This window comes from Streptomyces sp. SYSU D01066-1 (assembly GCF_054956795.1).
Genome location: NZ_JBUDHV010000002.1, coordinates 160,674 through 185,156 on the forward strand (window position 1 = coordinate 160,674; position 24,483 = coordinate 185,156).

Consider the following 24,483-nt stretch of genomic DNA (forward strand, 5'->3'; position numbering starts at 1 on the left):
CGTGTGGCGGCTACGCCGACTTCTGCTCGCCGGGGCCGCGTCCGCCGCGCGAGTCCCGGGGGATCAGCGTCGGGTTGACGTTGGAGAGGACCACGTCGGCCGTGATGACGACCCGGGCGACGTCCTTGCGGGACGGCACCTCGTACATCACGCCCTGGAGGACCTCCTCCATGATGGCGCGCAGGCCGCGGGCGCCGGTCTGGCGCAGGATCGCCTGGTCGGCGATGGCCTCCAGCGCCTCGCGCTCGAAGTCCAGCTCCACGCCGTCGAGTTCGAACAGGCGCTGGTACTGCTTGACCAGCGCGTTGCGCGGCTCGACCAGGATCTGGAGCAGGGCCTCGCGGTCGAGGTTGTGCACGGAGGTGAGCACCGGAAGCCGGCCGATGAACTCGGGGATCATGCCGAACTTGACCAGGTCCTCCGGCATGACCTCCTGGAAGTGGTCCTGCGACTCGCGCTCCCGCTTGGAACGGATCTGCGCGCCGAAGCCGATGCCCTTGGCGCCGGCCCGGGCCTCGATGATCTTCTCCAGGCCCGCGAAGGCACCGCCCACGATGAACAGCACGTTCGTCGTGTCGATCTGGATGAACTCCTGGTGGGGGTGTTTGCGGCCGCCCTGCGGCGGCACCGAGGCCGTCGTGCCCTCGAGGATCTTGAGCAGCGCCTGCTGGACGCCCTCGCCGCTCACGTCGCGCGTGATCGACGGGTTCTCGCTCTTGCGCGCGACCTTGTCGATCTCGTCGATGTAGATGATCCCGGTCTCGGCCTTCTTGACGTCGTAGTCGGCCGCCTGGATCAGCTTCAGCAGGATGTTCTCGACGTCCTCGCCGACGTAGCCCGCCTCGGTGAGCGCCGTGGCGTCGGCGATCGCGAACGGGACGTTCAGCATGCGCGCCAGCGTCTGCGCCAGCAGGGTCTTGCCGGAGCCCGTGGGGCCCAGCAGCAGGATGTTGGACTTCGCCAACTCGATGGCGTCCTCGCGGCCTTGGGCACCGCCGTTCTCACCGGCCTGGACCCGCTTGTAGTGGTTGTACACCGCGACGGAGAGCGCCTTCTTGGCGGCCTCCTGGCCGACCACGTACCCCTCGAGGAACTCGTAGATCTCGCGGGGCTTGGGGAGCTCCTCCCAGCGGACCTCGCTGGTCTCGGCCAGCTCCTCCTCGATGATCTCGTTGCAGAGGTCGATGCACTCGTCGCAGATGTACACACCGGGCCCTGCGATGAGCTTCTTGACCTGCTTCTGGCTCTTGCCGCAGAACGAGCACTTGAGCAGATCGCCGCCGTCACCGATGCGTGCCACGGTGTGCTTCCCCTTCGCCTGGGAGACTCCTGGACGCCGAGGTCCAGCGGACTCCTGGTGCTGCCTTATGTCGACGGTACCTTGCCTGGGCCCCCGTCCGGGCCCCCCTTGGCACGGTTCGCGTTGACGTGACCCGCGCCGGACCATGCCAAGGGGCGGCAGACGATACAGCCTCTTGCCTCAGCTCGCCTCAGCGGAGGGAGGAGTTGTCCATCTTCCGGGTGGTGATGATCTGGTCGATCAGACCGTAGGAGAGCGCGTCCTCGGCCGTGAGAATCTTGTCGCGCTCGATGTCCTCGCGGATCTTGTCGATCTCCTGGGTGGAGTGCTTGGCCAGCATCTCCTCCAGCTGCGTGCGCATCCGCAGGATCTCGTTGGCGGCGATCTCCAGGTCGGAGACCTGGCCGCGGCCGGTCTCGCTGTACGGCTGGTGAATCAGCACGCGGGCGTTGGGCAGCGCCATGCGCTTGCCGGGGGTGCCGGCGGCGAGCAGGACGGCGGCGGCGGAGGCCGCCTGGCCCATGCAGACCGTCTGGATGTCCGGCTTCACGTACTGCATCGTGTCGTAGATGGCCGTCAGGGCCGTGAAGGAGCCGCCGGGGCTGTTGATGTAGATCGAGATGTCCCGGTCGGGGTCCATCGACTCCAGGCACAGCAGCTGCGCCATGACGTCGTTGGCGGAGGCGTCGTCGATCTGGACGCCGAGGAAGATCACCCGCTCCTCGAAGAGCTTCGCGTACGGGTCGTACTCGCGCACGCCCTGGGAGGTGCGCTCGACGAAGCGGGGGATGACGTAGCGGGACTCGGCCGTGGGGCCGGTGTACTCGGCGCGGGTGCGGTCGTACAGGCCGCTGCCGGGGATGTCGTTCACAGTGTCTCCTGGAAAGAGGCTGAGGCGGTCGGCTGGGGGCGAAAAGGGGGCTCAGGCGCCCGTGCCGCCGCCGCCCGGCATGCCCGCGGCCGTGGCGATGACGTCGTCGATGAGGCCGTACTCCTTGGCCTCGAAGGCGTCGAACCAGCGGTCGCGGTCCGAGTCGCGGGTGATCTGCTCGACCGTCTGGCCGGTGTGCTGAGCCGTGAGCTCGGCCATGCGCTTCTTCGTGTGCAGCAGCCGCTCCGCGTGGATCTTGATGTCCGAGGCGGAGCCGGCCAGGCCGGCGGAGGGCTGGTGGATCAGGATCTCGGCGTTCGGGAGCGCGAAGCGCTTGCCGGGCGTGCCCGCGCTGAGCAGGAACTGACCCATCGAGGCCGCGAGGCCCATGGCGATGGTCACCACGTCGTTCTTGATGTACTGCATGGTGTCGTAGATCGCCATGCCGGCCGTGATCGAACCGCCCGGGCTGTTGATGTACAGGTAAATGTCCTTGTCCGGGTCGGAGGCAAGGAGCAGCAGCTGTGCGGTGATCTTGTTCGCGATGTCGTCGTCGACCGGCTGGCCGAGGAAGATGATCCGCTCGCCGAGCAGCCGGTTGTAGACCTGGTCGCCGAGGCCACCACCGATGGAGGGCTCGCCGGCGGCTGAGGGCATCAGATTCGTCACGTATCCACCTGCTCGTCTTACGACGGCGCCGGGCCGTCTCACGTTTCCCTGCGGGGCTGGAGCCGTCTTCGGGGACTCCACTGCCCTCGTATTCATGGACCCTAACGCGCGGGTCCCTTCGGGGAATCCCGCGAAGTGGGGTGTTCGCCGGGGGCGTAGCGCCGCGGTGACTTCGGGTTGTGGGCGGCCGGGGGTCCGCTGCGGCCGGGCGCGCGGTTCCCGCGCCCCTGGCGGCGCCTGCGGGGAGCGGCGGCGGCCACCGGACGGGCGGGCACGCCGGTGCCCGGCGGGGGCGGTGGCGGCGGTGCCCGGCGGGGGCGGCGGCGGTGTCCGGCGGGCGGGGTGGCGGTGGCTGATCGCGACGGGCCCCGAGAAGCGATCGCGTCTCGGGGCCCGTCCGCGTCCGTCGGACACGGCGCGAGGGTCAGCCCTCGGTCTTCTCCTCGGCCGGGGCGTCCTTGGCGGAGGTGTCCTCGGCGGGGGTGTCCTCGGCGGAGGCGTCCTCGGCGGGGGTGTCGGTGGCGGCCTCGGCCGTCTCCTCCTCCTCGTCGTCGCTCAGGTCGACGATCTCGCCGTTGGTGTCCTTGACCGTGGCCTTCTCGACCACGGCGGCCAGGGCCTTGCCGCGGGCGACCTCGCCGACCAGGAGCGGGACCTGGCCCTGCTCGACGACGGCCTGGGCGAACTGGTCGGGGGACATGCCGGAGGAGGCGGCGCGGCGCATGAGGTGCTCGGTGAGCTCCTCCTGGTTGACGTTGAGCTTCTCCTGCTTGACCAGCTCGTCGAGGACGAACTGGGTCTTGATGCCCTTGACCGCGGCCTCCCGGGTCTCGGTCTCGAACTCCTCCTCGGTCTTGCCCTGGATCTCCAGGTACTTCGCGAGGTCGAGGCCCATCTGGCCGAGCTGGTGGTGCTCCAGGTTGTGCTTGCGCGTGTTGACCTCGTCCTCGAGGAGCTTCTCGGGGACGGGGACCTCGACCAGCTCCAGGAGCTTGTCCAGGACGCGCTCCTGGGCCTGGGTGGCCTGGTCGTACTGCTTCATGTTCTCGAGGCGCTTGCGGCTGTCGGCCTTCAGCTCGTCGAGGGTGTCGAACTCGGACGCGAGCTGGGCGAAGTCGTCGTCCAGCTCGGGCAGCTCGCGCGCGGCGACCTGGCTGACCTTGACGGTGACCTCGGCCTCCTGGCCGGCCGCCGAGCCGCCCTTCAGCTCGGAGGTGAAGGTGGCCTCCTCGCCGGCCCGCAGGCCCTTGACGGCCTCGTCGATGCCGTCGAGCAGCTCGCCGGAGCCGATGGTGTAGGAGACGCCGCTGGCGACGCCGTCCTCCAGGACCTCGCCGCCGACCTTGGCCTCCAGGTCGATGGTGACGACGTCGCCGTCCTCGGCGGCCCGCTCGACCGGGGAGGTGGAGGCGAAGCGCTCACGGAGCTGCTCGACCGACTTCTCCACGTCCTCGTCGCTGACCTCGACCGCGTCGACCTCGACCTCGATGCCGGAGAAGTCCGGGATCTCGATCGACGGGCGGACGTCGACCTCGGCGGTGAAGTTCAGCGTCTCGCCGTCCTTCAGCTCCGTGATGTCGACCTCGGGCTGGCCCAGCGGGTCCACCTCGGCCTCGTTGACGGCTTCGGTGTAGAACTTCGGGAGGGCGTCGTTGACGGCCTCCTCCAGCACCGCACCGCGGCCGAACCGCTGGTCGATGATGCGGGCCGGGATCTTGCCCTTGCGGAAGCCCTTCACCGTGACCTGCTGGTTGATCTTCTTGTACGCCGCGTCGAGGCTGTCCTTGAGCTCCTCGAAGGGCACCTCGACAGTGAGCCGAACCCGAGTCGGGTTCAGGTTCTCCACGGCGCTCTTCACGGTTCGGTCTCCTTGTGGCTGACTTCTTGGGTTCTGCCGGAGCCAGAGCGGCCCGGCCGATGTTCGCCGCCCGGGAGACTGCACAGGATGAGACACACGGGCGTGCAGCTTGCATAGTAACGGCAGCGGGTACACGGCCCAAAAGGCGATCACGCCGAAACGGCGCGATCGTGCGAGGTGATCGGCCGGACGGCCGCCGGGCAGCCGGTGGCCGGTGGTCGGGGTGGCGGGATTTGAACCCACGGCCTTCCGCTCCCAAAGCGGACGCGCTACCAAGCTGCGCCACACCCCGTCTGGTGCGACACGTAGGGTACATGCCGACGGCCCCGCGGACCCCCACATTCCCCGGGCGACCGCGCCGGACCGGCGCCGACGGCGACGGGGTGTGCGACGAGGGGGGCCGACCCGCTACGATGCCTCCAGTGCCGCCGCGCGTGATCCGCGGCGCGTGCTGTGCGGGCGTAGCTCAATGGTAGAGCCCCAGTCTTCCAAACTGGCTACGCGGGTTCGATTCCCGTCGCCCGCTCCAGAGGACCCCAGGGCCCGGTTCCGCGAACCGGGCCCTGGGGCGTTCTCAGAAGCTGATCGAGTTGATCGTCTCCGCTATCGAGTTCATGAAGCGGTTGATCGACGGGGCCATGCCCGTGGAGGCGAGGAAGAAGCCGAAGAGCACCGCGACGATCGCGGGGCCGGCCTTGAGGGATCCCCCGCGGATGAGCACCACCAGGATGATCGCCAACAGCAGCACCACAGACAGTGAAATGGCCACAACTGATCACACCCTAGGTCGGTCCGCTCTCCCGGCCCGGGGGTACGGCTCGCGCACCCCCGCCAGGAACCATCGTGCCACCAACCCGGCCGCCTCATGCGAACCGTGACACAACGTCTACCGGCGCCCCACGGGTCCGCCGCGCACCACGCCGCCCCCGGCGCCCCGGCACCCCTGGTCCGCGCAGTGGTGCGAAGGGGTACCGGGGAGGAAAGTACGACCGGTTCGGCTCCGGTCCCGCACAACGCGCCCACCGGCATGCCGGACTGTCGCGGCGGGCCCACCGACACGCCGTCACATGGCCGGTCGCCGCCCCTTCTTGTCATGACCAATCGGGACAAGGAGGGTGCGGGGGCGAGGCGCCCCGGGGCGGGCGCAGGGAGGGCACCAGGGGTTTTACGGAATCCCACAGGCGGCGCTAGGGTGCCTCGAATGTTCCACGCCGCCCCGTCCAAACAGCGTGACGCGTTCTTCGACAACGCCAAGTACCTGGCGATCGTGCTGGTCGCCATGGGCCACTCCTGGGAGCCGCTCAAGGGCGACAGCCGCGTCCTGGAAGGCCTGTACCAGGTGGTGTACGCCTTCCACATGCCGGCGTTCATCATCATCTCCGGCTTCTTCTCCCGCGGCTTCGACATGCGCCCGGACCGGCTGCGGCGGCTGATCACCGGTGTCGTCGTGCCGTACGTCCTCTTCGAGACGGCGTACTCGCTCTTCAACCGCTACGCCGGCGGCGCACCGGACCAGGAGATCAGCCTCCTAGACCCCTGGTACCTGACGTGGTTCCTGGTCGCGCTGTTCGTGTGGCGGCTGACCACGCCGGTCTGGAAGCTGATCCGGTATCCGCTGCCCGTCGCCCTGGCCATCGCCATGCTGGCGTCCGTCTCGCCGGAGATCGGCGACGACCTGGACCTCCAGCGGGTGCTGCAGTTCCTGCCGTTCTTCGTGCTGGGGCTGCGGATGCGGGCCGAGCACTTCCAGTGGGCGCGCCGCCGGTGGGTGCGGAGCGCGTCGGTGCCGGTCTTCGCGGCGGCCGTGGTGGTCGGCTGGTGGACGGTGCCGCGCATGGAGACCGGCTGGTTCTACCACCGTGACTCCGCCCAGGAGATGGGAGCGCCCTGGTGGACCGGGCCGGTCATGACGCTGGCGCTGTTCGGCTGCTCGCTGGTGCTGACCGCCTGCTTCTTCGCCTGGGTGCCGCGCCGGCACCTGTGGTGCACGGCGCTGGGCGCGGGCACGCTCTACGGTTACCTGCTGCACGGTTTCTTGCTCAAGGGCGGCGACGCGCTGGGCTGGTTCGACCACGCCCGGCTGCACGGGCCGCTCGGCGAGATCCTGGTGAGCGTGCTGGCGGCGGCGGCCGTCACGCTGCTGTGCACCGCTCCGGTGCGGCGGGTCTTCCGGTTCGCGATGGAGCCGACGATGGCGTGGGCGTTCCGGCGGGACGCGGCGGAAGCGGTCCGTGAGCGCGAGCGGGCCGAGCAGGGCCGGCCGCGGGAGGAGGGCCGCCGGGAGAGGGTCTCCGTCTGAGCCGGCGGGCCGCCGTTCCCTGAAGTCCCCAAGCCCGCGGGCCGCCGTTCCCTCAAGTCCCCCAAGCCCGCGGGCCGCCGTTCCCTCGCGCCGGCAGGCCGAGGAGCGCGCGCATCCGCGTGTACTTCTCGGTCAGCCGTGCGCGGGTCGCCCCGTCGAGCACCGCCAGCCGGTCCGGGTCGGCGTTGTGCGCCAGGTCGGCCTCCTTGACCAGCAGCGCGCCGGGGGTGGCGAGGATGCGGGCGGCGTACGCCTCGGGGGTCTCCCCCGCCCGTCTGGTGACCGCGAGCACGATGTCCTTGGTACGGCGGCTCAGCGGGGCCCCGGCCAGCCAGGTGTCCGGCAGGGCGTCGTCCTCGACGGCGTCGTGCAGCCAGGCCGCCGCGATCTGCTCGTCGTCGCCGCCCCGGCGCCGTACGCCCTCGGCGACCGCGGCGAGGTGCTCGGCGTAGGGGCGGCCCGCCTTGTCGGTTCGGCCCTCGTGGGCGGCGCGGGCGACGGCTTCGACGTCGGCCAGGGACAGCGGGGCCGGCGGGGAGGGTCGGTCGGTCATGGCCCCAGTGTCGCAGGGGCCCTCGCCCGCCGTCAGGCGTCCGCGGCCTGGGCCAGCGCCTGGGCCGTGGTGGGCCCCTCCCGGCAGATCAGCAGGAGGGCCCGGTCGTCGTTGACGTCCTTGGCGACGGCCTCGATCAGGTGCCAGGCGGCGCCGTGGAAGCCGCCGGCCACATAGCGGTCGGCCTCGCCGGTGAGCCGGTCCAGGCCCTCGGCGATGTCCCGGTCGGAGGTCTCCACCAGGCCGTCCGTGAACAGCATCAGCACGTCGCCGGGGCGCAGCGAGCCCTTCACCGGGTCGAACTGGGCACCGTCGTAGACGCCCAGCAGCGGCCCCTCGGCCGCCTTCTCCTCCCAGCGGCCGGTGCCGGCGCTGAGCTGGAGGCCCGGCGGGTGCCCGGCGGTGTACAGCTCGTAGTCGCCGGAGTCGAGGTCCAGGACGAGGTGGATGGAGGTGGCGAAGCCCTCGTCCCAGTCCTGGCGGAGCAGGTAGCCGTTGGCGGCGGGCAGGAAGGCGTGCGGGGGCAGGCTGCCCAGCAGGCCGCCGAAGGCGCCGGAGAGCAGCAGGGCGCGCGAGCCGGCGTCCATGCCCTTGCCGGAGACGTCGGTGAGGACGACCTCCAGGGTCCGGCCGCCGTTGGTCCGGGCGGCGACCACGAAGTCGCCGGAGAAGGACTGGCCGCCGGCCGGGCGCAGCGCCATCTCGCGGTGCCAGCCCGGGGGCAGCTTGGGCAGCTTGCTCTGCACCCGGATGCGTTCGCGCAGGTCGAAGAGCATGGTGCCGCCGCGCCGCCAGGGCACGCCGACCCGGCTGCGGAACTGGGCGATCAGCAGGCCGATGAACCCGCAGGCGGCGACGGTGAGGACCACGCCCGGGGTGACCCGGGAGGGGCCCTCGGTGTACGGGCCGAGCCGGACGGACTCCACGATCAGCGCGGTGGCCGCCGCCGCGTACAGGCCGAGCAGGCTGGAGGGGCGCAGCAGCAGGCCGCCGGCGACGATCGGCAGGACCAGCGCGGCCGGGGAGACCCACACGGAGTTGACCATGGTGCTGACCGCGATGACGGGGACGGTGAGCAGCAGCCCGGCCAGCGCGATCCAGTCCGAGCCGTCGCCGCGGAAGTAGTCGACGGCGGATTTGCGCAGCGCGACGCGGGCCCGGTGCCACTGCTTCTTCAACCGGGCCGTGAACGTGTCGGCTTCCGCACGCCGCTGTCGTCCTGCTGCCATCAGTTCGGGACCCTATCCATCGGAGCGGGCGCTTGGCACGGGAGGTACCACTTGTCCCCCGTCCGAGGCCGGAGTTCACAGTGAACTGCAAGCGGGACCGCCGTGTGAGCCACCGGGAGAAATTTCCCTGGCCCGCCCCGCGTCGTCCCTGATAGGCATGGTCCATGAGGACGGACGGCACGGAGCGGACGACGGCCCCGCGGGTACTGCGGCAGGACGAGTGGGACAGGTGGTACGACACCCTGCTGCGCGCCTTCGGCGGGGTGCCGGAGGCGCCCGAGGAGCGGGCGCTGTACAACTCCCTGACCGAGGTCGGCCGTTCGCTCGGTGTCTGGGAGGGGGACGAGTGCGTCGGGACGGCGGGGGCGTTCGGCTTCCGGATGAGCGTGCCGGGCGGCGCGCTGGTGCCGACCGCGGGGGTCACGATGGTCGGCGTCGCCGCGACGCACCGGCGCCGGGGCGTGCTGACGTCGATGATGCGCCGGCAGCTGGACGACATACGTTCCTGGGGCGAGCCGCTGGCGGCGCTGACGGCGTCCGAGCCGGCGATCTACGGCCGGTTCGGCTACGGCGCGGCGACCGTCCAGGTCAGCGCGGAGATCGACACCAGCCGGGTACGGCTGTCCGTCCCGGCCGGGACGGACGGCGTACGGCTGCGGTACGCACCGCCCGCGGAGGTCCTCGACGCGTGCGAGGCGGTGTACGCCCGGCTGGTGCCGGGGCGGCCGGGGATGCTGGCCCGGCAGCCGGGGTGGGAGCGGCTGGGGCTGCTGGACCCGGAGAGCGGGCGGGAGGGGGCGTCACCGCTGCAGTGCGTGGTCGCGTCGCGGGAGGGTGAGGTCACGGGGTACGCGCGGTTCCGGGTGCGGCCGGGGTGGGGGAAGGCCGGGGACGAGGGCACGGTGGTCCTGGCCGACCTGGAGGGGCTCGACCCGGCGACCCGGGCGGCGCTGTGGCGGTTCCTGTTCGACATCGACCTGACGACGACGCTCAGCGTGCGGCGCCGGCCGGCCGACGACGGGTGGCAGTACCAGGTCTCCGACATCCGGCGGTGCCTGCCGCAGCTGCGGGACATGCTGTACGTACGGCTGGTGGACGTGGGGGCCGCGCTTCAGGCGCGGACGTACCGGGCGCCGGTGGACGTGGTCCTCGAGGTCGAGGACTCCTTCTGCCCGTGGAACGCGGGGCGCTGGCGGCTGGTGGGCGACGAGAAGGGGGCGTCCTGTGCCCGGACGTCCGATCCGGCGGACCTCGCCCTGTCCGCGGCGGACCTGGGCTCGGCCTATCTCGGCGGTGTGCCGCTGACCGCGCTGGGCCTGGCCGGGCGGGTGCGGGAGCTGCGGCCGGGGGCCCTGGCACAGGCGTCGCTGGGGTTCGGCTCCGACGTCGCCCCGTGGCTGCCGCACAACTTCTGAACGCGGGGTGTCCGCGGGCCGCGGGGGCCGGGTCAGGGACGCTGGCAGGCCGGGCACCAGAAGAGGTTGCGGGCGGCGAGGCCGGCGGTGCGGATCTCGCCGCCGCAGATGTGGCAGGGCCGGCCGGCCCGGCGGTAGACGTAGACCTCGCCGCCGTGGTCGTCGACGCGGGGCGGGCGGCCCATCGCCTCCGGGGTGTGCTCGGGGCGGACCGTGTCGATGCGGTTGGTGCGGACGCCCTCGCGCATCAGGCCGGCGAGGTCCTGCCAGAGCGCGTCCCAGAGGGCGGGGCCGATGTCCCGGCCCGGGCGGTAGGGGTCGACGCCGTGCCGGAAGAGGACCTCGGCGCGGTAGACGTTGCCGACGCCGGCGATGACCTTCTGGTCCATGAGCAGCGCGGCGATCGTCGTGCGGCTGCGGGAGATCCGGGCGTAGGCGGCGGCCGGGTCGGCGTCCGCGCGCAGCGGGTCGGGGCCGAGGCGGTCGTGTATCGCCCGCTTCTCGGCGGGGGTGATCAGCGCGCAGGCGGTGGGGCCGCGCAGGTCGACGTGGGCGGTGTCGTTCAGCAGGCGCAGCCGGACGGTGTCCGTGGGCGGGGGCGCGGGGGCCGGGCCGAAGGTGACCTTGCCGAAGAGGCCGAGGTGGATGTGGACCCAGTCGCTGTCGCGGAAGCCGAGGAAGAGGTGCTTGCCGTGCGCCTCGGTGGCGGTCAGCTCCGCGCCGTCCAGGAGGGCCGCGGCGTCGGAGAACTTGCCCTGGGGGCTGGTCACCCGGACGGCCCGGCCGGCGAAGGCGGCGCCGTAGTCCTGGGCCAGCCGGTGGATCGTGTGCCCTTCTGGCACCTGCTGTCTTCCTTTTCCTCTCGTCCGCCCCGCCCCGCCGAATCCCGCGGCGGGGCGGCGGGGACCTGCCGGCCTACTGCTGCGGGTGGTGGGCCGGGATCGGCGGGAGGTCCCCGGTCGTCTCGTACGCGGTCAGCATGTCGATGCGGCGGCTGTGGCGCTCGTCACCCGAGAAGGGGGTGTTGAGGAAGGTCTCGACGAACTTCGTCGCTTCCTCCCGGGAGTGCATGCGGGCGCCGACCGCGATGACGTTGGCGTCGTTGTGCTGGCGGCCGAGGGCGGCCGTCTCCTCGCTCCAGGCCAGTGCGGCGCGTACGCCCTCGACCTTGTTGGCGGCGATCTGCTCGCCGTTGCCGCTGCCGCCGATGACGACGCCGAGGGCGCCGTCCTCCGCGGCCGTCCGCTCGGCGGCGCGCAGGCAGAAGGGCGGGTAGTCGTCCTGGGCGTCGTAGACGTGGGGCCCGCAGTCGACGGGCTCGTGGCCCGCGGCCTTCAGCCACTCGACGAGGTGGTTCTTGAGTTCGTAGCCCGCATGGTCGGAGCCGAGATACACGCGCATGCGTCGAGTGTGACACGCGGGGCGGGGAGCGGCGGTGCCGGGTGGGCCGTGCGGGGAACGAACAGCACCACAGAAGAAACAGAGAATCTTTGCATAACGTATCGGAATCAAAGGTTCAGGAAATTGACAGCCTCGGTTTCACTGGTCCGACCATGACCTCTCAGCCGCCTCGCACCGAAGCCGCGCCCGGCCCCGACGCCGGCGCCGCATCCGGCACCGGGCTCAAGCCCGGCCTCAAGAACCGTCACCTGACCATGATCGCCATCGGTGGTGTCATCGGCGCCGGCCTGTTCGTGGGCTCGGGGACCGGTATCGCCGCCGCCGGCCCCGGCATCCTGCTGTCCTACGCGCTCGTCGGCACGCTGGTGGTGCTGGTGATGCGGATGCTGGGCGAGATGTCCGTGGCCAATCCGACGTCCGGTTCGTTCTCCGCGCACGCCGACCGGGCGCTGGGGCGGTGGGCCGGTTTCTCGATCGGCTGGCTGTACTGGTTCTTCTGGGTGGTGGTGCTGGCGGTCGAGGCGACCGCCGGGGCGACGATCCTGGAGCAGTGGGTGCCGGCCGTGCCCCAGTGGGGGTGGGCGCTGATCGTGATGGTGGTGCTGACCGCCACCAACCTCGTCTCCGTCGGCTCCTACGGGGAGTTCGAGTTCTGGTTCGCCGGGATCAAGGTCGTCGCCATCGCGGTGTTCATCGTCGTCGGCGGGCTGGCCGTGTTCGGTGTGCTGCCCGGGGCCGACACCGACCAGGCGGGGCTGTCCAACCTGACGGAGCACGGCGGTTTCCTGCCCAACGGGCCCGGCGCCATCCTCACCGGCGTCCTGCTCGTCGTCTTCTCCTTCATGGGCAGTGAGATCCCGACGCTGGCGGCCGGCGAGTCCGACGACCCGCAGCGGGCGGTGGCCAAGGCGACCAACAGCGTCATCTGGCGCATCGCCGTCTTCTACCTGGGGTCGGTCCTCGTCGTGGTGTGCCTGCTGCCCTGGAACAGCGCGTCGGTCACCGAGGACGGCTCCTACGTCGCCGCGCTGGACTCGCTGGGCATCCCGCACGCCGGGCAGATCATGAACGTCATCGTGCTGTCCGCCGTACTGTCCTGTCTCAACTCGGGGCTCTACACCGCGTCCCGGATGGCCTTCTCGCTGGGCGAGCGCGGGGACGCGCCGCGGTCGTTCGCGCGGACCACCCGGGGCGGGGTGCCGCGGACGGCGATCCTGACCTCGGTGGCGTTCGGCTTCCTCGCCGTCTTCTTCAACTACGAGTGGCCCGACTCCGTCTTCCTCTTCCTGGTCAACTCCTCGGGCGCGGTCGCCCTGTTCGTCTGGCTGGTGATCTGCTTCTCGCAGCTGCGGATGCGGCGGATCATCGAGGCGCAGGCGCCGCGGAAGCTGGTCGTGCGGATGTGGCTGTACCCGTATCTGACCTGGGCGACGGCGGCGCTGATCGTCTTCGTGCTGGGTTACATGCTGACCGACACCGAGCACGACGGACGGACGACGGTCCTGCTGTCGCTGCTGGTGGCGGCGGTGGTACTGGTGATCGCGCTGGTCCGGGAACGGGTCGGGGGCGGGCGCGGGTCCGGGGGTGGGCGCGGGTCCGGGTCCGGGGACGGGTCCGGGGGTGGGAGCGGGCCGGGGGTCAGAGCAGGGTGAAGCTCTTCTTGACCTTCTCGTAGGTCTGCAGGGCGTCCTCCTCGGTCTCCGGCCGGTACCAGGTGTTGACCTGGTACGACGTGCCGCCGGCGGTGAAGCCGAGCAGCCGGGCGTGCCAGGGGACGCCCTTGAGGGTGAAGGTGTACTCCCAGACCACCGCCGGGTGTCCGCGGAACGTCGTCTCGGCCAGCCTGATCTTGCGGTAGTCCTCGCCCTGGTGGGCGTTGCGTTCGGAGGTCCGCCAGGTCTCCAGCAGGTCGCCGCGGGCGAGGGCGGACTTGGCGACCAGTTCCTGCCGTCCGTCCGGCGCGGTGTAGTGCACCTCCGCGCCCGTCTTCACGTCCCGGCGCCAGCCGTCGGGGGGCGCCCAGGCGAAGCCGCCGGCCTCCGGTCGCGCGCCGGGCGGCAGGCCGGGCGGGCGGGAGGTGCCTTCGACGGTGGGGGCGGAGGCAGAGGCGGAGGCAGAGGCGGAGGCAGAGGCGGAGGCGGGCGCGGAGGCTCCCGCGTGGTCGCCGTCGTCGCCCCGGCCGCCGGTGTCGGTCATCAGGACGGCCGCCATGACGGCCCCGGCGGTGACCGCGGCCGCGGCGGCGATGAGGAGGGCGGTACGGCGGCGTGGGCGGAGGCGGGCGCGGGGGTCGGGGGCAGGGTGACGGCCCGGGGTGGTGGCCGGAGCCGTGGGGCCGGGGGCAGGGTGACGGCCCGGGGTGGTGGCCGGAGCCGTGGGGCCGGGGGCAGGGTGACGGCCCGGGGTGGTGGCCGGAGCCGTGGGGCCGGGGGCAGGGTGACGGCCCGGGGTGGTGGCCGGAGCCGTGGGGCCGGGGGGCTCCGGGGAGCGCGGTGGCCTGCCGGTGGCGGCGGCTGTCGGGGAGGCCGGCGGGGCGGCTGACGGCGCGGCCGGTGCGCCCTGTGCATCCGCGTCCTCCCCCGCCGTCGCGTCCTCCCCCGCCGTCGCGTCTTCCCTCGCCGTCGCGTCTTCCGCCGCCGGCGGGGCCGTCGCCGTTTCCGTCTCCGTGACCTTGAGGGTCGGGGTGTGCGGCGGGGACGCCACGGGACGCAGGGCCGACTCGATCTCCTCCAGGCCCGGCCGGGCGGGCGGCTCCTTCTCCAGGAGGGCGGCCAGGACGGGGGTCAGCGGCCCCGCGGCGGGCGGCAGCTCCGGTTCCTCGTAAAGCACCGCGTGCAGGGTCGCGAGCGTCGTGCCGCGGGCGAACGGGGAACGGCCGGCCAGGGCCGCGCAGAGCGTGGCGCCGAGCGACCAGAGGTCGGAGGGCGGGCCCTGCGGCCGGCCGGAGACCCGCTCGGGAGCCATGTAGTCGGGCGAGCCGACCAGCATGCCGACCATGGTGAGCGCCTTGGCGTCCTGGATCGCGGCGATCCCGAAGTCGGTGAGGACGACCCGCCCTCCGGCCGACTCCACCAGGACGTTGCCCGGCTTGATGTCGCGGTGCAGCACGCCCCGCGCGTGCACCTGGCGCAGGGCCGCGACCAGGCCGAGCCCGATCCGGGCGGTCTCCCGGGGGCTCAGCGGGCCCTCCTCGGCCATGATCTGCTCCAGGGAGCGGCCGACGACCAGTTCCATGACGATCCACAGCCGGTCGGCCTCCTCCACGACGTCGTAGACCCGAACGACGTGGGGGTGGTCGATCCGCGCGGTGGCCCGGGCCTCGCGCAGGACGCGCTCCCGGCGGGTCAGGGCGTCCTCCGCGTCGATGCCGTCCATCCGCATTTCCTTGACCGCGACCGGACGGTCCAGAATTTCGTCGGCGGCCCGCCACACCCGCCCCATCCCACCCTGGCCGATACTCTCGGCCAACCGGTAGCGCCCCGTCACCAATAACCCTGGAACACCGCCGCTGCGCTTGTTTCCCGGCAATCCGCCGCACCCCCTGGACTGAAACACAACGGTCACACTTCGAGGCGTACCAGCATAGTGCGCGCATATCTTGTGGTACCTCTTCGAGTATTGCGGATTCAGGTGCGGCAAAGGGGGGCGAACATGAGTGCGCTACGCGCGAGGGCCGTCGCGGGGTCGCTGGTCACGGCATCTTTCTCGGCGGTGCTGATGCTGTCCGGCACCGCCGTCGCCGAGGACGACGGGCCCGGGAGCGGTGCGGGGGGAAAGGCGGTCGACGCGGCACCGGCGGGGGTGGAACCGCGCACGACCCTGTCCGAGAAGATATCGGTCGACAACAGCTCGGGAAAAACGGAGATCACCGCCACGGTGAAGAACGGGGGAAACGCGGACAGCGGAAAGATCAAGCTGTGGGTGGTCGGTTTCGGCGGACTCACCGTCAATGGCGTGGAAGGCTGTTCCCCGATCGCAAAGGACAATCTTCCGCAGGGGGCGAACAGCGGGTACGACTGCGAACTCGACAACCTGGCGGCGGGTGCGACGAAGGCGTACGCGGTCGACGCGACGTACGACCTGGACGACCGGGGGGAGATCTGCCTGCCGGTGCTGAGCGCCGACGGGAGGAAGACGTTCTGGCAGCAGGGCCCGGTGCCGTTCGGGACGGCGGACCCGTCACCGGACGCCCCGGCCACCCCGCTGCTGCTGGGCACCGACAACCAGCCGGTGGCGCCGGACGGCGACGGCGGCGAGGACGGCCGGGACCAGTTGCCCCGGACCGGTGCCGGGCTCGACGACATGCTGCCGCTGGGCGCGGCCGGCGCGGCGCTGGTGGCCGCGGGGTCGGCCGGGATCTGGTGGTCGCGGCGGCGGCCGGCGCGGTGACCGGGCGGCGCGTCCCGGTGCGCGAGGGGCCGCCGGGCCGCGCCCCCGCGTGCGAGAGGCGCGCCGGGGCGGCGGCCGCCCGGGGGCCGCGGGGCGGCGGGCCGCCGGCGGGGGCGGGGGCGGGGGGCAGCCGCGCGCCCCGCCCGCGCCCCGGCCGGGCCCGGCGCCCGGGCCGGGCCTCCTGCGTGCGAGGGGGCCGGCGTCAGCGCCGGCCGGCCAGCTTCCAGGCGGCGGGCAGCACGCCCATCGCCAGGGCCGCCTTCACGGCGTCGCCGATGAGGAACGGGGTGAGGCCCGCGGCGATCGCGGCGCCGGCCGACATGCCGGTGGACAGGGCCAGGTAGGGGACGCCGACGGCGTAGATGACCGCCTCGCCCAGGAGCATCGCGCCGGCCGTCCGCCAGACGGAGCGGTCGGCGCCGCGGCGGGCGAGGGCACCCATGACCGAGGCGGCCAGGACCATGCCGAGGACATAGCCCAGGGACGGCATGGACACGCCCGAGCCGCCGCCCGCGAACCACGGCACGCCCGCCATGCCCACCAGCGCGTACAGCGCGAGCGAGAGGACGCCGCGCCCGGCGCCGAGGGCGGTGCCGACGAGCAGCGCGGCGAAGGTCTGGCCGGTCACCGGCACCGGGGAGCCGGGGACGGGCACGGCGATCTGGGCCGCGAGGCCGGTGAGCGCGGCGCCGCCGGCCACCAGCGCGGCGTCCCTGACCCGTGAGGCAGGGAGCAGGTCGGCGAGTACCCGGCCGGGACGGGCGAGGACGGTGGCGGTGCTCATGGGGCCTCCGCTGGGCGGTGAGGGACGGTTCGGGACACCGCGACGCTATACCGCCGCACCGACACGGATCACCGTCGGCGCCCGACAAAGGCGGCGCCGCGCGGTTGGTCGGCTTCGGACAACGGGGACGCCCCACACCGGCACAGGAGGTGACACCGGTCACCGGGGTGCCATGACGTGTCCGGCCGCACCGCCGCCGGGTGACCGGAACGCCACGCTCCGGAACGCGTCATTCCGGATACTGGTCGGTCATTCCGCCCGGTCCGGCGCACGCCCAGACTGTTGTCGTTTTGCCCCCTCCCAGCAAGGGACGAGCCGCGCCCATGCCCAGCACCACCACCGATCCGCTCCCGGGGACCGCCGACGGCGCCTCGCTCTCCCACGGCCTCAAGCAGCGCCACCTGTCGATGATCGCCCTCGGCGGGGTGATCGGGGCCGGGCTGTTCGTCGGGTCCGGGGCCGGGATCGCCGCCGCCGGGCCGTCGATCGTCATCGCCTACGCCGTCTCCGGCCTGCTCGTGACGCTGGTGATGCGGATGCTCGGCGAGATGTCCGCCGCGTACCCCTCGTCGGGCTCCTTCTCCGCGCACGCCGAGCGGGCGATCGGCCCGTGGGCCGGGTTCACGGCGGGGTGGGCGTTCTGGGTGCTGCTGTGCACGGCCGTCGGGATCGAGGGCATCGGCGCCGCGCAGATCGTCCACGGCTGGCTGCCCGGTACGCCCGAGTGGGCCTGGGTGGCGCTGTTCATGGTGGTGTTCTGCGGGACCAACCTGGCCGCCGTGCGGAACTTCGGCGAGTTCGAGTTCTGGTTCGCCGCGCTGAAGGTCGGCGCGATCTCGCTGTTCCTGGTGCTGGGCGTGCTGGCGGTGGCCGGCGTCCTGCCGGGCACCGACTCCCCCGGCGCCTCCCACCTGGGCGACTTCCTGCCCAACGGCGGCAACGGTCTGATCATCGGCCTGCTCGCCTCGGTCTTCGCCTACGGCGGTCTGGAGACGGTGACCATCGCGGCGGCCGAGTCGGAGAACCCGGTCAGGGGCGTGGCGAGCGCCGTGCGGACGGCGATGTGGCGGATCGCGCTCTTCTACATCGGCTCGATGGCGGTCATCGTCACCCTGGTCCCCTGGGACTCCCCGGAGGTCGTGGAGAAGGGCCCCTACGTCGCCGCCCTCGACGAACTCGGCATCCCCGGCGCCGGACAGCTCATGAACGTCGTCGTGCTGGTCGCGCTGCTGAGCGCGATGAACGCCAACATCTACGGCGCCTCCCGCATCGGCTACTCGCTGGTCGAGCGCGGGCAGGGGCCCACGGCGCTGGGCCGGGTGTCGGGCGGGGTGCCGCGGGTCGCGGTGCTGGTCTCCTCCCTCTTCGGCTTCGTCTGCGTGCTGCTCAGCTACTGGCGGCCGGACGACGTCTTCGCCTGGCTGCTGAACATGATCGGCGCGGTGATCCTGGTCGTCTGGGTCTTCATCGCCGTCTCCCAGCTGCGGCTGCGGCGGCGCCTGGAGCGGGAGGCGCCGCAGCGGCTGGTGGTGCGCATGTGGGCGTACCCGTGGCTGACCTGGGTGGCGCTGGCGGGCATGGCCGCGGTCTTCGTCCTGATGGCCCGCGAGCCGGACACCCGGGTGCAGCTGTACTCGACGGGCGCGATGACGCTGGCCCTGGCGGCCATCGGCTGTGCCCGGCAGCGGCGGCGGGCGCGCGGCTAGCCGCCGCCCGGCCTCCGCGAGGGCTTCCGCGAGGGCCCCCGCACGGACAGCGCGCCGTGCGGGGGCCCTCGCGCGTTCCGGCGGCACGCCCGGGGAATCGCTCTCCGGCCCCCCTTCCCGGACTCTTGCTGCTAGCGTGCACTTGCAAGCTTTTTGCAATAAGAGGTCGAAGGGGATCGGTCCGTCATGCCCGTGTACACGCTTCCTGAACTGCCGTACGACTACTCCGCGCTGGCCCCCGTGATCAGTCCCGAGATCATCGAACTGCACCACGACAAGCACCACGCGGCCTATGTGAAGGGCGCCAACGACACCCTGGAGCAGCTCGCCGAGGCGCGGGACAAGGAGCGGTGGGGATCGGTCACCGGTCTGGAGAAGAACCTCGCCTTCCACCTCTCCGGGCACATCCTGCACTCGATCTACTGGCACAACATGACCGGCGACGGCGGCGGCGAACCGCTGGCCGCCGACGGCGTCGGGGACCTCGCGGACGCGATCGCCGAGTCCTTCGGCTCCTTCGCCGGTTTCAAGGCGCAGCTCACGAAGGCCGCCGCGACGACGCAGGGCTCCGGCTGGGGCGTGCTCGCCCACGAGCCGCTGAGCGGCCGGCTGATCGTCGAGCAGGTCTACGACCACCAGGGCAACGTCGGCCAGGGTTCGGTCCCGATCCTGGTCTTCGACGCCTGGGAGCACGCCTTCTACCTCCAGTACAGGAACCAGAAGGTGGACTTCATCGACGCCATGTGGGCGGTCGTGAACTGGCAGGACGTGGCCCGGCGTCACGAGGCGGCCAGGTCCCGCGCCGACGTGCTGCTGCCGGCGCCCTGAGGCGCCGCCGAGACGTCCTGCCCCGTGATCGTCTTCTCACCCTTCGCGACGGCAGGCGGAAGAAGGGGAGCCCCCGTGAGGACCTGACTCACGGGGGCTCCCTGTCCGCATCTCCGTCCGGTGCGGGGGACCGACGGCGGACCGGGACGCGCGCGAGGTCCGCGAAGTGGGCGATCCGGATCCGTCGCGTGTCCTGGCCGCCGGGGACGGTGTCGTCCCGCCGGCGCTGATCGCCGGCGCACGTCCCGGCAGCGGCTACAGGTTGCTGAAGTCCGGGCCCTTGGTGCGGGTGCGCTTGATCTCGTAGAAGCCGGGGACCGAGGCGACCGCGAGGGTGCCGTCCCAGAGGCGGGCGGCCTCCTCGCCCTTGGGGGCGGGGGTGACGACCGGGCCGAAGAAGGCGAGCTGCTCGCCGTCGGCGCCGGGGACGGCGATGACCGGGGTGCCGACCTCCTGGCCGACCTTGTCGATGCCCTCCTTGTGGGAGGCGCGCAGCTGCGGCTCGTACGGTGTGCCGTCCCAGTGGTCCATGAGGGACCCGGGCAGGCCGGCGTCCTCCAGGGCGGCGGCGGTCGCCTCCCTGGTCGGGCCCTCGCCCTGGTTGTGGATGCGGGTGCCGAGCGCGGTGTAGAGGGCGCCGAGGACCTCGGGTCCGTGCTCCTCCTGGGCGGCGATGACGACACGGACCGGGCCCCACGCCTTGGTCGCCAGCATCTCCCGGTACTCCTCGGGGAGGTCGTCGAGCTTGTCCTCGTTGAGGACGGCCAGGCTCATCACGTGCCAGCGCACCTGGATGTCGCGGACCTTCTCGACCTCCAGCACCCAGCGGGAGGTCATCCAGGCCCAGGGGCACAGCGGGTCGAACCAGAAGTCGACGGGGGTCTTCTCCGGCATGTCTCTCCTCGTGGGGCGCGTGAGCGGCGGGTGATCCCATCGTGCAACACCGCCTCCCGTCCCGCTCATTCCCCGGCTGTCCGCCGTCAGGGGCGCGTGGGAGGATCGGTGCTGTCCACATCCTGAACACGAGATCCTGAACACGACATCCTGAAGACGAGCCGAGGGAGTGCCGCCCGTGCCCGGTGAGAATCTGTCCCGTGACGAGGCCCGGGAGCGGGCCGCCCTGCTGTCCGTCGACGGGTACGAGGTGTCCCTCGACGTGCGGTCGGCGGTCGGTGACGCGGACGGCGCGGGGCCGCGCACCTTCCGGTCCGTCACCACGGTCCGCTTCCGCTGCAACGAGCCGGGCGCCGCCAGCTTCGCCGACCTCGTCGCGCCGAGCGTGACCGCCGTCTCCCTCAACGGCCGCGACCTCGACCCCAGCGAGGTCTTCGACGGTTTTCGGATCACCCTGGAGGACCTGGCCGCCGACAACGAGCTGGTGGTCGACGCCCAGTGCGCCTACTCCCGTACCGGCGAGGGACTGCACCGCTTCGTCGACCCGGAGGACGGCGAGGTCTACCTCTACACCCAGTACGAGCCGGCCGACTCGCGCCGGGTGTTCGCGGGCTTCGAGCAGCCGGACCTGAAGGCGCCCTTCCGGTTCGAGGTGCGGGCGCCCGAGGAGTGGACGGTGTGGTCGGGCGGCGCCGGGGAGCGCGTGGACGGGGTGTGGCGGTTCGCGGAGACGAAGCCCATCTCGACGTACATCACCTGCGTCGTCGCGGGGCCGTACCACTACGTGACGGACACCTACGAGCGGACCCTCGCGGACGGGTCGCGGCTGGAGATCCCGCTGGGCGCGCTGTGCCGCAGGGGGCTGGCGCCCCACTTCGACGCCGACGACGTGTTCCTGGTGACCAAGCAGGGGCTGGACTTCTTCCACGACCACTTCGACTACCCGTACCCGTTCGGCAAGTACGACCAGGCGTTCGTGCCCGAGTACAACCTCGGGGCGATGGAGAACCCGGGGCTGGTGACCTTCCGGGAGGAGTACATCTTCCGCGGGAAGGTGACGCGGGCGTCCTACGAGGGCCGCGCCAACACGATCCTGCACGAGATGGCGCACATGTGGTTCGGCGACCTGGTCACCATGGAGTGGTGGGACGACCTGTGGCTGAAGGAGTCCTTCGCGGACTTCATGGGCACCTTCGCCAATGTCGGCGCGACCCGCTTCAAGGACGCCTGGATCACCTTCGCCAACCGCCGCAAGGCGTGGGCGTACCGTGCCGACCAGCTGCCCTCCACCCACCCGATCACGGCCGACATCCGTGACCTGGAGGACGCCAAGCTCAACTTCGACGGCATCACGTACGCCAAGGGCGCCTCCGTGCTCAAGCAGCTCGTGGCGTACGTCGGCCAGGACGCGTTCCTGGAGGGCGCGCGGCGCTACTTCAAGCGGCACGCGTACGGCAACACACGCCTGGGCGACCTGCTGTCGGTGCTGGAGGAGACCAGCGGACGGGACATGGCGGCGTGGGCGCGGTCCTGGCTCCAGACGGCCGGGGTCAACGCGCTGACCCCGCAGGTGCTGCTCACCACCGACGGGCGGATCGACGAGCTGGCGGTGGTGCAGGAGGCCGCCGAGTCGCACCCCGAACTGCGTCCGCACCGGGTGGCGATCGGACTGTACCGGCGGGGCGGGGACGGTTCGCTGGAGCGGTACGCGCGGGCCGAGGCGGACGTCGACGGGCCGCGGACGGTCGTCACGGAGCTGGCCGGTCAGCAGGCGCCGGAACTGGTGCTGGTCAACGACGACGACCTGACGTACTGCAAGATCCGGTTCGACGCGACCTCGCTGGCCGCGCTGCGCGACGGGCTCGGTGACATGACCGACCCGCTGGCCCGCGCGCTGTGCTGGTCGGCGCTGTGGAACATGACGCGGGACGCGCTGCTGCCCGCGCGGGACTTCGTCGGCCTGGTGCTGCGGTTCGCGGGGCGCGAGTCGGACATCGGCGTGCTCCAGATGCTGCACGCCTGGGCCGAGTCGGCGCTGACCCACTACGCCGCCCCCGCCTGGCGGCGGACCGGCGCGCGGCTGCTGGCCGAGGGCGCGCTGCGGGAGCTGCGGGCGGCGGCCCCGGGCGGCGAGCCCCAGCTGGCGTGGGCGCGCTTCTTCGCGGCGGTGGCCGCCGAGGAGGCGGACCTCGCGCTGCTGCGCGGGCTGCTGGAGGGCACCGAGAAGATCGACGGCCTGGACGTGGACCAGGAGCTGCGCTGGGCGTTCCTGGAGCCGCTGGCGGCGCACGGCGCGGCGGACGAGGCGGTGCTCGCCGCCGAGCTGGCCCGCGACGACACCGCCTCCGGCAAGCGCCACCAGGTGCGCTGCCTGGCCGCCCGGCCCTCGGCGGCGGTGAAGGCGCGGGCGTGGGCGCAGGTGGTGGAGTCGGACGCGCTGTCCAACGCCCTCGTCGAGGCGACCATCGCGGGCTTCGCGCAGCCCTCCCAGCGGGAGCTGATCGCACCGTACGCGGAGAAGTACTTCGCGGTGATCGAGCGGGTGTGGAGCGAGCGGTCGATCCAGATCGGCATGGACGTGGTCCGGGGGCTGTTCCCGGGGCTCCAGGACTCGCCGCAGACGCTGACGGCGACCGACGCGTGGCTGGCGGCCCACCAGGACGCCGCGCCCGCGCTGCGGCGGCTGGTGCTGGAGGCGCGGGACGACCTGGACAGGGCGCTGCGCGGGCAGGCGTGCGACGGGGCCGCCGCCGGCTGAGGCACACCGCCGCGCCCTTCCGTTGCGTCATCGGCCCTGTTGCACAATCGGCGCGATCCGCCCCGTAACCCCTGGCCCGCACCTCGCGGGCCAGGGGTTTCCGGTCTCCGAACTGACGTCCGGAAAGACGGTCTTGTCCGGATTCGGTGGCGGTCTCGTCACAGGGGTTAAAAGAGAGCCGGGATACGGGAAATTTCCGGTCATGACGCACAACACCCCGCTCTCGCCCCGTCCCTCGCACCACCTGGCCGCCGACTCGGGGCGTGTCCTGACCGCCGCCCAGCTCCGCGCGCACGGCGTCACGGCCGCCGAGACCGACGAGCGGTGCCGGCCCGGCGGGCCCTGGCAGCGGCTGCTGCCCGGCGTCGTCCTGCTCCACCCCGGCCCGCCGACCGGTGAGGAACGGCTGCGGGCCGCGCTGCTGTACACGGTGCCGCAGCGGACCGCGGGCGGTGTGCCGGCGCAGCCCGGTCCGGGCGGGGAGGCCGGTGCCGGGCGGTCCGGGGCGATGATCACGGGACTGGCCGCGCTGACCCTGCACGGGGTCGCCGGCGCTCCCCCGCTGCCGTCCCTGGACACCATCGACGTCCTGGTGCCCCGGCAGCGGCGGCTGCGGCCGGCCGGCTGGGTGCGGATCGTGCGGGCGACCGCGCCGCCGGAGCCGCAGACCGTCACCGGCGTTCCCGTGGTGCCGGTCGCCCGTGCCCTGGCCGACGCGGTGACGGTGCTGACCGACGCGGGCGCCGTGCACCGCCTGCTGACCGAGGCGGTGCGCGGCGGCCACTGCGAACCGGCGTCGGTGGTACGGGAGTTGCGTCGGGCCCGGCTGCTGAGCCGGCCGCACGTGGTGGACGCGGTGGAGTCGCTGGTGGCCGAGGGACGGGCGATCACGGAGGACCGGCTGTACCGGATGGTGCGCGAGTACGGGCTGCCGGACCCGGTCTGGAACGTCGAGCTGCGCCTGCCCGGCGGCCCCCGCCTGGGCGGGCTGGACGCCTACTGGCCGGACCACGCGGTCGCGGTGGAACTGGACACGCGGGGCCACCGGCGGAACGACGACGCGCAGGCGTCCCGCGCCGCCCGCAAGCGCGAACGCCTGGCGCGGCTGGGCGTCACCGTCATCCACCTCGCCCCGCGGGAGCTGCGGGACTTTCCGGAGCAGCAGGCGGTGGTGGTGCGTACGGCGCTGATGGCGGCGGGCGACCGGGAGCCCGCCGCGTATCTCGTGGTGCTGCCCCGTTAGCCGTCCGCCGCCTCGGGGGCGGGCCGGTCGAGGTACTGGTTGCCGCTCCTCACGGCGTAGACGGTGGCTCCCCAGTCCGCCGTGTTGTGCATGGCCGGGCCGGGAGGCTGTGCGGTCGGCTCGGGCGTGCGGACGTCGACGCGGTTGCCGTCGCCGGTGACGACGGGGGCGTGGGCGTCGCCACCGATGTGGACGGAGTTGTGGGAGGGGGCTTCTTGCGGGACATCGGTGGATGTCTTGAACGGGGTTCGTTGGCCCCGGGGGAACGGACCGAGTGGCCCCACCC

21 protein-coding genes and 2 tRNA genes are annotated in these 24,483 nt (G+C 72.4%); 9 read left to right on the plus strand and 14 right to left on the minus strand.

Annotated features, from left to right (window positions below; all coding sequences use genetic code 11):
- Nucleotides 1-10: 10 nt before the first annotated feature.
- The 5 genes from clpX to ACY1JF_RS02665 form a co-directional block, all read right to left on the minus strand.
- Nucleotides 11-1,300, minus strand: a complete 1,290-nt coding sequence (gene clpX, locus ACY1JF_RS02645; protein ID WP_462703306.1) for an ATP-dependent Clp protease ATP-binding subunit ClpX — start codon at nucleotides 1,298-1,300, stop codon at nucleotides 11-13.
- Nucleotides 1,301-1,490: 190 nt separating this feature from the next.
- A complete protein-coding gene (locus ACY1JF_RS02650) occupies nucleotides 1,491-2,171 on the minus strand; it encodes an ATP-dependent Clp protease proteolytic subunit (protein WP_308288771.1) in 681 nt (226 codons plus the stop codon).
- Nucleotides 2,172-2,222: 51 nt separating this feature from the next.
- Complete coding sequence (locus tag ACY1JF_RS02655; RefSeq protein WP_030858107.1) at nucleotides 2,223-2,828, minus strand: ATP-dependent Clp protease proteolytic subunit; 606 nt, start codon at nucleotides 2,826-2,828, stop codon at nucleotides 2,223-2,225.
- Nucleotides 2,829-3,264: 436 nt separating this feature from the next.
- Entirely contained in the window at nucleotides 3,265-4,698 is a 1,434-nt protein-coding gene (tig, locus tag ACY1JF_RS02660; protein WP_462703307.1) for a trigger factor, read from the minus strand.
- A gap of 215 nt (nucleotides 4,699-4,913) precedes the next feature.
- Nucleotides 4,914-4,990, minus strand: a tRNA-Pro gene (locus ACY1JF_RS02665).
- A gap of 163 nt (nucleotides 4,991-5,153) precedes the next feature.
- Here ACY1JF_RS02665 and ACY1JF_RS02670 point away from each other — a divergent pair.
- Nucleotides 5,154-5,227: transfer RNA gene (locus ACY1JF_RS02670), tRNA-Gly, on the plus strand.
- Nucleotides 5,228-5,272: 45 nt separating this feature from the next.
- On the opposite strand, the gene ACY1JF_RS02675 is transcribed toward ACY1JF_RS02670, so the two are convergent.
- Nucleotides 5,273-5,467: a hypothetical protein gene (locus ACY1JF_RS02675; protein WP_215168989.1), complete on the minus strand. Its 195-nt coding sequence runs from the start codon at nucleotides 5,465-5,467 to the stop codon at nucleotides 5,273-5,275.
- A gap of 432 nt (nucleotides 5,468-5,899) precedes the next feature.
- Here ACY1JF_RS02675 and ACY1JF_RS02680 point away from each other — a divergent pair, with 432 nt between their 5' ends.
- Complete coding sequence (locus tag ACY1JF_RS02680; protein WP_462703308.1) at nucleotides 5,900-6,997, plus strand: acyltransferase family protein; 1,098 nt, start codon at nucleotides 5,900-5,902, stop codon at nucleotides 6,995-6,997.
- Between the two features lie 52 nt (nucleotides 6,998-7,049).
- Here the strand turns inward: ACY1JF_RS02680 and ACY1JF_RS02685 are convergent, their stop codons facing one another.
- Nucleotides 7,050-7,550 carry an HD domain-containing protein gene (locus ACY1JF_RS02685; RefSeq protein WP_462703309.1) on the minus strand — a complete coding sequence of 167 codons (501 nt, stop codon included), beginning with the start codon at nucleotides 7,548-7,550 and terminating at the stop codon, nucleotides 7,050-7,052.
- 32 nt (nucleotides 7,551-7,582) lie between these two features.
- Complete coding sequence (locus ACY1JF_RS02690; protein ID WP_462703310.1) at nucleotides 7,583-8,779, minus strand: SpoIIE family protein phosphatase; 1,197 nt, start codon at nucleotides 8,777-8,779, stop codon at nucleotides 7,583-7,585.
- Between the two features lie 164 nt (nucleotides 8,780-8,943).
- Here ACY1JF_RS02690 and ACY1JF_RS02695 point away from each other — a divergent pair, with 164 nt between their 5' ends.
- A complete protein-coding gene (locus ACY1JF_RS02695; protein ID WP_462703311.1) occupies nucleotides 8,944-10,194 on the plus strand; it encodes a GNAT family N-acetyltransferase in 1,251 nt (416 codons plus the stop codon).
- Between the two features lie 32 nt (nucleotides 10,195-10,226).
- On the opposite strand, the gene ACY1JF_RS02700 is transcribed toward ACY1JF_RS02695, so the two are convergent.
- Entirely contained in the window at nucleotides 10,227-11,036 is an 810-nt protein-coding gene (locus ACY1JF_RS02700; protein WP_462703312.1) for an Fpg/Nei family DNA glycosylase, read from the minus strand.
- A 73-nt stretch (nucleotides 11,037-11,109) separates the two neighbouring features.
- Nucleotides 11,110-11,595, minus strand: coding sequence for a ribose-5-phosphate isomerase (locus ACY1JF_RS02705; protein ID WP_462703313.1), 486 nt, complete (start codon nucleotides 11,593-11,595; stop codon nucleotides 11,110-11,112).
- A 152-nt stretch (nucleotides 11,596-11,747) separates the two neighbouring features.
- Here ACY1JF_RS02705 and ACY1JF_RS02710 point away from each other — a divergent pair, with 152 nt between their 5' ends.
- Nucleotides 11,748-13,247 (plus strand): amino acid permease, encoded by a 1,500-nt coding sequence (locus ACY1JF_RS02710; RefSeq protein WP_462703314.1) that lies wholly within the window; start codon nucleotides 11,748-11,750, stop codon nucleotides 13,245-13,247.
- Here ACY1JF_RS02710 and ACY1JF_RS02715 read toward each other — a convergent pair.
- Nucleotides 13,234-15,036: a protein kinase domain-containing protein gene (locus tag ACY1JF_RS02715; RefSeq protein WP_462703482.1), complete on the minus strand. Its 1,803-nt coding sequence runs from the start codon at nucleotides 15,034-15,036 to the stop codon at nucleotides 13,234-13,236. The genes ACY1JF_RS02710 and ACY1JF_RS02715 overlap by 14 nt on opposite strands.
- 210 nt (nucleotides 15,037-15,246) lie before the next feature.
- On the opposite strand from ACY1JF_RS02715, the gene ACY1JF_RS02720 reads away from it, so the two are divergent.
- Nucleotides 15,247-15,984 (plus strand): hypothetical protein, encoded by a 738-nt coding sequence (locus ACY1JF_RS02720; RefSeq protein ID WP_462703315.1) that lies wholly within the window; start codon nucleotides 15,247-15,249, stop codon nucleotides 15,982-15,984.
- A gap of 202 nt (nucleotides 15,985-16,186) precedes the next feature.
- On the opposite strand, the gene ACY1JF_RS02725 is transcribed toward ACY1JF_RS02720, so the two are convergent.
- Nucleotides 16,187-16,768, minus strand: coding sequence for a biotin transporter BioY (locus tag ACY1JF_RS02725; protein ID WP_462703316.1), 582 nt, complete (start codon nucleotides 16,766-16,768; stop codon nucleotides 16,187-16,189).
- Between the two features lie 323 nt (nucleotides 16,769-17,091).
- Between ACY1JF_RS02725 and ACY1JF_RS02730 the strand changes: the two genes are divergently transcribed.
- Together ACY1JF_RS02730 and ACY1JF_RS02735 are read left to right on the plus strand one after the other, a co-directional pair.
- Nucleotides 17,092-18,474 (plus strand): amino acid permease, encoded by a 1,383-nt coding sequence (locus tag ACY1JF_RS02730; RefSeq protein WP_462703317.1) that lies wholly within the window; start codon nucleotides 17,092-17,094, stop codon nucleotides 18,472-18,474.
- A 186-nt stretch (nucleotides 18,475-18,660) separates the two neighbouring features.
- Nucleotides 18,661-19,302, plus strand: coding sequence for a superoxide dismutase (locus tag ACY1JF_RS02735; protein ID WP_462703318.1), 642 nt, complete (start codon nucleotides 18,661-18,663; stop codon nucleotides 19,300-19,302).
- 255 nt (nucleotides 19,303-19,557) lie between these two features.
- On the opposite strand, the gene ACY1JF_RS02740 is transcribed toward ACY1JF_RS02735, so the two are convergent.
- Complete coding sequence (locus tag ACY1JF_RS02740; RefSeq protein WP_462703319.1) at nucleotides 19,558-20,196, minus strand: mycothiol-dependent nitroreductase Rv2466c family protein; 639 nt, start codon at nucleotides 20,194-20,196, stop codon at nucleotides 19,558-19,560.
- A gap of 178 nt (nucleotides 20,197-20,374) precedes the next feature.
- Here ACY1JF_RS02740 and pepN point away from each other — a divergent pair, with 178 nt between their 5' ends.
- On the plus strand, nucleotides 20,375-22,954 hold the full coding sequence (pepN, locus tag ACY1JF_RS02745; protein WP_462703320.1) for an aminopeptidase N: 2,580 nt from the start codon (nucleotides 20,375-20,377) through the stop codon (nucleotides 22,952-22,954).
- Nucleotides 22,955-23,156: 202 nt separating this feature from the next.
- Complete coding sequence (locus ACY1JF_RS02750) at nucleotides 23,157-24,197, plus strand: hypothetical protein (RefSeq protein WP_462703321.1); 1,041 nt, start codon at nucleotides 23,157-23,159, stop codon at nucleotides 24,195-24,197.
- Here ACY1JF_RS02750 and ACY1JF_RS02755 read toward each other — a convergent pair.
- The gene (locus ACY1JF_RS02755; protein ID WP_462703322.1) at nucleotides 24,194-24,481 is read right to left on the minus strand and encodes a hypothetical protein; all 288 of its coding nucleotides are present in this window, start codon (nucleotides 24,479-24,481) and stop codon (nucleotides 24,194-24,196) included. The two genes, ACY1JF_RS02750 and ACY1JF_RS02755, sit on opposite strands and share 4 nt — an antisense overlap.
- Nucleotides 24,482-24,483 lie beyond the last annotated feature (2 nt).